Annotated in this window: 6 protein-coding genes; 1 reads left to right on the top strand and 5 read right to left on the bottom strand. The window is 67.3% G+C overall.

Annotated features, from left to right (window positions below; all coding sequences use genetic code 11):
- The first annotated feature begins 219 nt into the window (after window positions 1-219).
- Entirely contained in the window at window positions 220-2,910 is a 2,691-nt protein-coding gene (locus RR928_RS17130; RefSeq protein WP_332535780.1) for a chemotaxis protein CheW, read from the top strand.
- Between the two features lie 12 nt (window positions 2,911-2,922).
- Here the strand turns inward: RR928_RS17130 and RR928_RS17125 are convergent, their stop codons facing one another.
- The 5 genes from RR928_RS17125 to RR928_RS17105 all read right to left on the bottom strand — a co-directional run.
- Window positions 2,923-3,726, bottom strand: coding sequence for an SOS response-associated peptidase (locus RR928_RS17125; protein WP_332535782.1), 804 nt, complete (start codon window positions 3,724-3,726; stop codon window positions 2,923-2,925).
- 70 nt (window positions 3,727-3,796) lie between these two features.
- The gene (locus tag RR928_RS17120) at window positions 3,797-5,242 is read right to left on the bottom strand and encodes a hypothetical protein (protein WP_332683455.1); all 1,446 of its coding nucleotides are present in this window, start codon (window positions 5,240-5,242) and stop codon (window positions 3,797-3,799) included.
- A 114-nt stretch (window positions 5,243-5,356) separates the two neighbouring features.
- Complete coding sequence (ligA, locus tag RR928_RS17115; RefSeq protein ID WP_442881452.1) at window positions 5,357-7,543, bottom strand: NAD-dependent DNA ligase LigA; 2,187 nt, start codon at window positions 7,541-7,543, stop codon at window positions 5,357-5,359.
- 14 nt (window positions 7,544-7,557) lie between these two features.
- Complete coding sequence (locus RR928_RS17110) at window positions 7,558-8,772, bottom strand: cell division protein FtsZ (RefSeq protein ID WP_332547775.1); 1,215 nt, start codon at window positions 8,770-8,772, stop codon at window positions 7,558-7,560.
- Window positions 8,773-8,793: 21 nt separating this feature from the next.
- Window positions 8,794-9,879 (bottom strand): chromosome segregation SMC family protein (locus tag RR928_RS17105; RefSeq protein WP_442881924.1); only part of this gene is annotated, 1,086 nt, incomplete at its 5' end.

Genomic DNA, 9,879 nt, shown 5'->3' with positions numbered 1-9,879 from the left:
GCGCCGAGCACCCAAGCCGTTGAAGGATCGAAGCCCTGTTGTTCAACAACCCAGCGCCATTCGCGCGCTGCTGGTGGTTAGCGTTATCAACCCATCGAGAACCTGGCTGTCGACGGCAGCTTCCTGGCGCCAGACTGGCCCATCTCTTGCTTGCATCTTGTCACAAATAGCCCATGCAACGACGCATGCGGACCAGAAGTACGACAACCAGGGAGCGCCATGACAAGCACCGACGAAGTGGTTCACGAGATCGATACGGACAGTTTCATTCCCTTCATGCGCAAGGTATCGCGCTGCGAGGACTCGCTGCGTGAGCTGCGGCTGATGTGGCGGTTGATCGAATCATCGGCAAAGATGAACTGCCCCGAGGAGGCGCACAGCATCCTGCCGATGATGGCCGCGACGCGCGAGGGCTTCCAGCGGCTCGAAGCCGATCTGGTGCAGTCGCTGGTCGCCGAGTCGCTGGGCGAAGTGATGCGCGAAATCGGCACGCAGGCGCGGCATGTGATCGACATACTGGTGCGCAACCTGTACGAACGCACGGCCGACGTGGGTTTCCTGGCCACCGACCCGGTGCTGTGCCGGCTGGCCGCGGGTCTGGACGACGATGCCGAAACGGTGCGTGCGCGCCTGCGCCAGTACCGCAGCAAATACACCGTCTATGACGACATCCTGATTCTCGACACGCAAGGCCGCGTGCTGGCGCGCATAGACGATTCCATGCCGCTGGTCGAGAGCCAGGACGCGCTGATCGAGCAGACGCTGCGCAGCCCGCGCCATGTCGAGACTTTTCGCGCCAGCGACCTGCGCCCCGGCCAGCGCCATGCACTGATCTATTCGCAGCGCCTGCTGCACCCGGTCACCGGCGAAGCCGTGGGCGTGCTGTGCCTGAGCTTTGCGTTCGATGACGAGCTCCAGGGCATTTTCCAGGCACGCGGGGCGCAGCAAGGCCGCAGCCTCGCGCTGCTGGTCGATGCGAGCCAGCAGGTGCTGGCCAGCAGCGACCCGCTGTGGATCGGAGTCGGAATCAAGGTCCCAGGGAACCTTTCTGGTGCTGCGCAACTGTGGACACACTCTGGACGCACCTATCTGGTGCAGACCATCGCCGCCGCAGGCTACCAGGGCTATCCCGGCCCACCGGGCTGGAAAGGCCAGGTCATGGTGCCCGTCGAGCTCGCCTTCCAGTCGCGCGCCCGCAGCAGCGTCGACAGCCTGCCGCCCGCGATCATCCAGGGCCTGCTGGGCCATGCGCGCCAGTTCTGCCCGCCGCTGCACGACATCGTCACGGCCGCCGACACCATTCGCCGCGTGGTCTGGAACGGCCAGGTCATGACGGGCGGTCAGCGCGAGGACGCGCAGCGCCTGGCCGCCGTGCTCGAGCAGATAGGCGAGACCGGAGCGCGCACCAACGAAGTGTTCAGCCACTCCATACGCGACCTCTACCACACAGTGCTCAGCGCGGCACTGCGCGACAGCGAGTTTCTGAGCCAGCTGCTGGTCGATCTGCTGGACCGCAACCTTTATGAGCGTGCCAACGACTGCCGCTGGTGGGCGCTGACGCCCGAGCTGCGCAACCTGCTGGCCGATGTGAAGCTGGGCATCGCCGGCGATGCCGACGTGCTGCGCGCCAACGCCATCCTGGCGCAGATCAACGGGCTGTATACCGTCTATTCCCGTCTGGTGGTCTACGACACCAGCGGGCGCATCGTCGCCGCCAGCCACGAACGGCTGGCCAATGGCACGAGCGCCATAGGCCAGAGCATAGACGCGCAGGCGCTGGCCGCGGTGCTCGCGCTGCGCGGCCCCCAGGCCTACCACGTGAGCCCCTGGCAGGCGAGCGCGCTCAGCGACGATGCGCCGACCTATGTGTTCCATGCCGCGATACGCGCGCCCGAAGGAGCGCAAAGCGCCAACGCGGCACCCGTGGGCGGCATAGGCATTGTCTTCAACTCGGCCGAGGAGCTCACGGCCATGCTCGCCGGAGCGCAGCCGGGCGCCGAGCGCAACTGCACGGTGTTTGTCGATCGCACCGGTTTGGTGCTGGCCAGCAGCAGCGCCCGGGCCGAGCGCGCCGGACTGCAGATTGCAGCCGGCAGCCGCCTGGCGCTGCCGGCGCGCATGCTGCAGCTGGCTCCCGGCCAGAGCGAGTCGCGCGCCATGGTGCATGCGGGCCACTACTGCATCGTCGGCTGTTCGGTCACTCAGGGTTACCGCGAGTTTCGCGCCAACCACGATGCGCCCGATGCCGTGCTCGCGCTGTCGTTCACCTCGTTTGGCGCGGTGCTTGCCGATGCCGAAGCCGCGGTGCTGCGCCGCACCACCCAGCTGCTCGGTGACAGCGTGGGCAATGTCCAGGAGCCGGCAATGGGCGCGGGACGCGAGATGGCAACGTTCTTCATCGATGCCAGGCCTTTCGCAGTCCATGCAGCCTGCGTGCTTGAAGCGCTGCCGGCCAGTGCGATCACTGCGGTTTCCGCGGGACGCCTGCCCTATTGCCTTGGAACGCTGGCGCGCCGGTCCCAAGGCCAGGTCACGGGCTATGCCTGGGTGTTCGATCTGGGCCATGTGCTGCGCGGCACGCCCTCGACCATCACCGCGCAAAGCCAGGTGATCGTGATCGAGCAAGGCGGGCGGCGCATAGGCCTGCTGGTCAGCGACCTGCTGGGCGTGCAGCATTTCGCGGCCAGGCGCTTTGCGGCCGCGCCGCGCATGCATGGCGGCGCACCCGCGATCGTCGGTGAGATCATCCAGGCGCAGCAGGCCGACGGCACGGGCCTGCTGGTGCAATGCCTGGACATCGCGGCACTGATGCAGCTGCTGCAGACCTGTGCCGCGAACCAGCGCCAGGCGGCCGAAGCGCTGCAGTCGCAGCAATACGGCACGCCCGAGAACGAGGAGACGTTCGCCTGAAGCGGCGCGCGCTTACTGGGCGACGCGCCAATCCTTGGGAATCTTGTCCTTCTTGTTTTCCACGGGATTGGCCGTGAGCCAGTTGGCCGCGTACTGGCGCATGAACTCGCGCGCCTTGTCCTGGCGCACGCTGAGCCAGGCGTCGTAGGCACCTTCGTTCAGGATGGCCGGCATGCGCCGCTCGTTGCCTGGGGGCTGGTAGCGGTGCAGCAGGCCGTGGGTGTTGGCGTTGATGTTGAGCGCCGCGAAGCTCAGGATCTCCTCGCCTTCGGGGCCTTTCCAATGCGCCCACAGACCCGCCAGACCCATGGGCTGGCCGTCGATGCGCGAGATGCGCGTGGACACCGGTTTGCCGCTGCGGTGGTCGTCCTCGAAGAACGCCATGATGGGAATGATGCAGCGCTGGTTGTTGAGCCAGGCGTCGCGAAACGCCTGGGCCGTGGATGCGGTCTCGTTGCGCGCGTGCAGCAGCTTGATGGCGCGCAGGCGCGCGTCCGACGCGGTCTTGACCCAGTGCGGCACCAGGCCCCACTGCGCCGCGACCAGCTCGCGCACGACCGGCACGGCCTGCTTGCGCGCCGGCGGCGCCGCGACCGCGGTCTCGGCCTCGGGCGTGGCATCGGGGGCCGGCGCAGCGGCAGCCGGCGCGGCGGCGGCCGCCGCTTCGCTCGGGGCCTCGGCCTGGGGTACGGCGCGGATCATGAAGCCCGGACGGCGGGCGCGCAGCATGCGCTCGCCCAGGTCCTCGGGAGGGGCTACTTTGAAAAATTCGCGGTAGGCGTCTGCCTTTTGCAGCGTTTCGTAATGGGAACTCATGCGCGAATGGTAAAGCAGCGCAGGCGCCCGCGCGCCGAAACGGGCATGGCGGCGGCGGCCTATGCCCGGATCAGGCCTTGAAGGTGGCCAGCATGGTCATTTCATGCGGCTGCGACGGTGGGGCGGCAGGCGGGCCCACCTCCTCTGGCCTGAGGTCACCGTCGTCGGCTGCCGGCTGCTGCTGGCTCATGCTGCCGTAGGCGGTGGACTCCAGGCGCCAGACCTGGGCCAGATCCGTACGGCCCAGCGTCATGGGACCGAGCACATTGTCCTTCAGCCCCTGGAAATACCGGTGTACGCACGCCGCATCGGGAAACCCAAGTCGCTCGCCCGCATCCGCGTCATCTTCCAGACAGGACAAGGCGCCCGCCAGTCCAAAGCGCGCGGTGGTGGTCAGATAGGGAAGCTCGGAATCCTCGGCCGTGCCAAACCGCTGGGAAATCAGCTCCGCCAGCGTGGCGTAGGCGCCGGTTGCAAGCTTTTCCTGCAGATTGGCTCCACGCAACTCGGCATTCGTGACCAGGCGATTGGAAAAGACCAGTGTCTGCTCCTGGCCGCCCGCCGAAGCGTCACGGAACGTCGCCACGAACTTCGATTCGTCCCCCTCCAGCACACGGGCACCGACGAAGTTCGCGCGGCAAAAGAAGGGGTCGTGGATGCGCCCTTCCATCACGCTGCGTTCGTCCCTGTCATCGACCATGTCCTGCACCGTGGCCAGCACGGCTTGATCGATGTCGCGCGCCTGCAGCATGTAGTCGACGGCGCCGGCGCAGACCTGGGCCATGGTGGTCAGGGTGTCGGTCAGGACGGACTGGCTGGAAATCATGTATTCGCCCAGCACATGATTGCCTATCGACAGCTCCGCCGTGCCCAGGTCGTGCGACAGCTGGACTGCGGGGAAACAGCCCTTGGCGGGCGCGCCCAAGGGCTGCAGATTGGCGCACACGAGGCGGAATTTTTCCAGTGTCGCATGGGTGGCACAATCGCCTGCAAGGTCCGCATGCCCGGCGTTGATGGCGGCGAATTTTTCCTGCAGCACCTGGCGCTGGTCCGGCGAATCCGCGCCAAATTTGTCCTGCAGGTAATTGCCCAGATTCGCCAGCAGGGCCTGGTCCTCGAATGCCGCCAGCGTATGGCCCGACTGCATGGGCAAGCCGGTCGCACTCACCAGAGACTTGCCGTCGAGTTCCATGCGATAGGACCAGGTCTGCGTGTCCTCGTCCCTTTGCACGGTCAGTTGGCACTTGTCAGCGTGCTCGGCGCGCAAGGCGTTGTGCAGCACATTGAAGTGCTGCAGCAGGCCTTGATGCTGCGACGCCGGCGCACTGCCGCAGGCGGGCGCACGCAGCAGATCGAACGCCTGCCTGATGGCCTCGCTCTTCACGCCACCGCGAAACCAGTCGACGACCCGATCGAACAGGCCCATGCGCTGGGCTTCGTTGAGGGTCTGCGCGCCCTCGATCTGCTCCAGGCGATTCTGGCTCAGTGCCACATTGTTGATGCGTACTTCCGACATGCGAATTTCCTTCGAGGAACGTAGGCGGGCCCGCGGCCCGCACCTGCGAGGTGACTTTCACCCCCGCCTGTTCGCAACAGTTGCCGCGGATTAGTTCCATCCGGCCCGCGTCGGCTATCCGCCTGCGAGCAGCGCCAGCAGGCCGGCTTCGTCGAGCACCGGAACGCCCAGCTCCTCGGCCTTGGCGAGCTTGCTGCCCGCATCCGCGCCCGCGACCACATAGCTGGTCTTCTTGCTGACCGAACCCGCGACCTTGGCGCCCGCGGCTTCGAGCAGGTCCTTGGCCTGGTCGCGTCCCATGGTGGGCAGCGTTCCGGTCAACACCACGGTCTTGCCCGCGAGCAGCTGCGGCGGCTTTTCGGCCGGCGGGCCCTCGGGCCAGTGGATGCCGCACTCGCCGCGCAGCTGGGCCAGCACTTCGAGGTTGTGCGGCTGGTCGAGAAACGTGCGGATGCTGTGCGCGACGATGGGGCCCACGTCGTTGACTTCAAGCAGCTGCTCTTCGGTCGCGGCAATGATGGCGTCCAGCGTGCCGAAATGCTTGGCCAGGTCCTTGGCCGTGGCTTCGCCGATCTGGCGAATGCCCAGCGCGAACAGGAAGCGCGCGAGCGTTGTGGACTTGGATTTTTCCAGCGCCGCGAGCAGGTTGAGCGCCGACTTCTCGGCCATGCGCTCCAGGCCCGCGAGCTGCTCCAGCGTGAGCCGGTACAGGTCGGGCAGCGTGCGCACCAGTTGCGCTTCCACCAGCTGGTCGACCAGCTTGTCGCCCAGGCCTTCGATGTCCATCGCGCGGCGGTGGGCGAAATGCAGCAGCGCCTCCTTGCGCTGGGCGGCGCAGAACAGGCCGCCGCTGCAGCGGTGGTTGACCTGGCCTTTTTCGCGCAGCACATCGCTGCCGCAGACCGGGCATTGGCGCGGCATCTGGAAGTTGGGCACGTAGGGCGAGCGCGGCTGCACGGTGGCCAGCTGGGCCGCGGCGTCGAGCAGCGCGTCGCTGGCCGCGGCGCCGACCTCGGCACCCGCGGCGGACACCACGCGCTGGGGCACCACGCCCACCACTTCGGGGATCACGTCGCCGGCGCGCCGCACGATGACTTCATCGCCCACGCGCACGCGCTTGCGGCGCAGCTCGAACAGATTGTGCAGCGTGGCATTGGTCACGGTCACGCCGCCGACAAAGACCGGCGCCAAACGCGCCACGGGCGTGATCTTGCCCGTGCGCCCCACCTGTACGTCGATGGCCTCGACGCGCGTGACCATCTCCTGCGCCGGGTACTTGTGCGCCACGGCCCAGCGCGGCTCGCGCGTGACGAAGCCGAGTTCGCGCTGCAATGCCAGCGCGTTGACCTTGTAGACCACGCCGTCGATGTCATAGGGCAGGCTGTCGCGCGCCGCGCCTATGCGCGCATGGAAGGCCACGAGTTCTTCGGCACCCTTTGCCAGGCTCACCTGCTCGGCGACCGGAAAACCCCAGGCCTTGAGCTGCTGCAACATGGCGTAATGCGTGCCGAACGCCGGCCCGCCCTGCTCCTGCGGCGTGATGTCGCCCAGGCCATAGGCGAAGAACGACAGCGGGCGCTGGGCGGTGATCGAGGAGTCAAGCTGGCGCACCGCGCCGGCCGCGGCATTGCGCGGATTGACGAAGGTCTTGCCGCCTTCTGCGCGCTGGCGCTCGTTGAGGGCTTCGAAATCGGCGCGGCCCATGTAGACCTCGCCGCGCACTTCGAGCACCGGCGGCACGCCCGCGGGCAGCACCTGCGGAATCCTGCGTATGGTGCGGATGTTGTGCGTCACCTCCTCGCCCACGCTGCCGTCGCCGCGCGTCGCGGCCTGGACCAGCTTGCCGGCTTCGTAGCGCAGGCTCATCGCCAGGCCGTCGAACTTGGGCTCGACCACATACTCGACCGGCGGATCGCCGGGCTCCAGGCCCAGTTCACGGCGAATGCGCGCGTCAAACGCCTGCGCGCCCGTGGCTTCGGTATCGGTTTCGGTGCGTATGCTGAGCATGGGCACCACATGCTGCACGGGCGCCAGCCCGGCCATCACGGCACCGATCACGCGCTGCGTGGGCGAATCGGGCGTGACCAGCTCGGGGTGGGAAGCTTCTAGCGCCTCCAGTTGCTGATAGACCTTGTCGTACTCGGCGTCGGGAACGCTGGGCTCGTCGAGCACATAGTACTGGTGTGCCCAGACGCGCAGCTGCGCGCGCAGGGCTTCGATTTCGGCGGCCGGACTGGCCGCGGGCTTGGGTTCAGGCGCGCCCTCGGGCTGCCCGAACATATCATCCTGCAGATGTTGCATGCACTCTCTAACTACTAACTGAAAAGCCGGCGGGCAAGCATGGAGCCGGCCGACAGCTCGCGGCTGTCGAGCTGGTCGTACAGATGCTCGAGGTCGGCGGCAATCGGCTCGACCACGGACACGGGCAGCGGGTGGCCGTTCTGGTCGCACAGCACGCCTTCCATGGCCTGGCACAGGCCGTCGGCGACTTCGCGCAGGCGCGCGAACGGCTGCTCGCTGCGGTGCACCTGGGGCACGTCGAGGCTCAGCAGCAGTTCGAGGATGGCGGACTGGTCGAGGTCTTCGGCCATCGCGGCCTGGGCGTCATAGGTCAGCACCAGCAGCGGCTGGCCGCCCGCGGCCGATGGCAAGGCCATGCGGCCCGGCATGGACAGCGGCACGAAGCCCAGGCGCGCGGCATTCTGCATCACGTAGCCCGAACTCCAGGCAGCCTGGCGCGCGCGCAGCATGAAGGTCAGCTGGGCATCGTGTTCGCTCGCGAACTGGTCGAGCTCGCGCGCCCGCGCCACTTCCTGCAGCATGTCGGGCAGGTCGACCGAGGCGCTGACGGCGTCGGCAAATGCCTGCACCTTGGAGACGAATTCGGAGAACTCGATTTCATTGAGCGCGCCCATGCGGTTGGCCAGCTGCACGCCAGCCTGGAAGGCGGTGTAGCGCGAACCGGCCTGCAGCGGCTCCCATTGGCGCGTCTTCTGGTTCAGGCCTTCGATGCGAAACGGCTTGCTGCCCGCGCGCCGCGTCGTCGGCTGCACCTGCAGCGCGCCTTCGCCGGGAATCACATGTTCGGGTTGTATCGGCGCGATGGCATCGATCAGCGAGTCGAGGTTGGGGCGGCGCTCCACGGGAATCGCGCTGGGCTCGGGCGCGGCAAACGCGGGCTCGGTGAACGCCGCGGGCGCGCCTGCGGGCTGCGCTTCGTCCATGCCAGGCTCGCGCCGCTGGGTATCGGGCGGCGGCGGCGCGGTGTGGACATGGTCCTGGGCCTGGGCCATGGGCACGACCTGCGGACCCACGGGCTCGGGCTGATGGCCGCCATGCGACAGATCGAGCGCGGGTTCTTGGCGCTCGGTCAGGTTGTAGGGCTGGTGGTGGCCCGGCAGGCCGGTCTCGTCCTCTTCGGGCTGGGCGCGCTTGGGCGCATTGCGCCGCGCCGCCCAGGTGTTGTACGCGACGATCAGTGCCAACACCACGACACCCAGAATGGCCAAACTGATTTGCAAGGTACTCATGTGTATCCGTCAGGAAAAAATCTAAACTGCCTCGGCCATGTGCAGCGCCGACTGCATGTCGACCGCAACGATGCGCGAAACGCCCTGCTCCTGCATTGTCACGCCAATCAGCTGCTGGGCCATCTCCATGGCGATCTTGTTGTGACTGATGAACAGGAACTGGGTTCCGCGGCTCATGCTCGACACCAGCTTGGCGTAGCGCTCGGTGTTGGCGTCGTCCAGCGGCGCGTCCACTTCGTCGAGCAGACAGAACGGCGCGGGATTGAGCTGGAAGATCGCAAACACCAGCGCAATGGCTGTGAGCGCCTTCTCTCCGCCCGACAGCAGGTGAATGGTCTGGTTCTTCTTGCCCGGGGGCTGCGCGATGACCTGCACGCCGGAGTCGAGAATTTCGTCGCCCGTGATCACCAGCTTGGCCTGGCCGCCGCCGAACAGCTCGGGGAACATGGTGCCGAAATGCCGGTTGACGGTGTCGAACGTGCCCGACAGCAGGTCGCGCGTCTCGGCGTCGATCTTGCGGATCGCATCTTCGAGCGTGTTCATCGCCGAGGTCAGGTCTTCCATCTGCGCGTCGAGGAACAGCTTGCGCTCGCTGGCCGCATTGAGTTCGTCGAGCGCCGCCAGGTTGACCGCGCCCAGCGCCGCGATGTCGCGGTGCAGCCGGTCGATCTCGCCCTGCATGCCGGGAATGCGCACATTGCCTTCGGCGATCGACTGCGCGATCGCCGCCAGATCGGCCTGGGCATCGGTCAGCAGGCTGTTGTATTGCTCCAGGCCCAGGCGCGCGGCCTGTTCCTTGAGCTGGAATTCGGTGATGCGCTGGCGCAGCGGCTCCATCGCCTTCTCGAGCTGCTGGCGGCGTTCGTCGCTGCCGCGCAGGCGGTTGGTGAGCTCGTCGTACTCGCTGCGGCGCTCGCCCACGGCTTTCTCGCGCTCCATCTTCAGCGCCAGCGCGTCCTGCAGCCCGCCCTGGGCCGCGGCGTCGTTCAGCCGCGTCTGCTCTTCCTGGGCACGCTGCTGTTCGTCGCCCAGCGAGCGCACCTGCTGCGCCGCCGTGTCTATGCTGCGGCTGAGTTCGGCGCGCCGCGCCTGCAGGCTGCGCTGCGA

Origin of the sequence: Comamonas sp. (assembly GCF_036666375.1) — a bacterium.
Taxonomy (GTDB): domain Bacteria; phylum Pseudomonadota; class Gammaproteobacteria; order Burkholderiales; family Burkholderiaceae_C; genus Comamonas.
The sequence above is the reverse complement of the archived record's forward strand: the minus strand, read 5'-3'. Positions and strand labels throughout refer to the sequence as shown.

What these genes read in the sequence shown, in the direction of transcription:
- ligA (WP_442881452.1), bottom strand. Translation starts at nt 7,543, where the DNA reads ATGCAACATCTGCAGGATGATATGTTCGGGCAGCCCGAGGGCGCGCCT.
- RR928_RS17110 (WP_332547775.1), bottom strand. Translation starts at nt 8,772, where the DNA reads ATGAGTACCTTGCAAATCAGTTTGGCCATTCTGGGTGTCGTGGTGTTG.
- RR928_RS17130 (WP_332535780.1), top strand. Translation starts at nt 220, where the DNA reads ATGACAAGCACCGACGAAGTGGTTCACGAGATCGATACGGACAGTTTC.
- RR928_RS17120 (WP_332683455.1), bottom strand. Translation starts at nt 5,242, where the DNA reads ATGTCGGAAGTACGCATCAACAATGTGGCACTGAGCCAGAATCGCCTG.
- RR928_RS17125 (WP_332535782.1), bottom strand. Translation starts at nt 3,726, where the DNA reads ATGAGTTCCCATTACGAAACGCTGCAAAAGGCAGACGCCTACCGCGAA.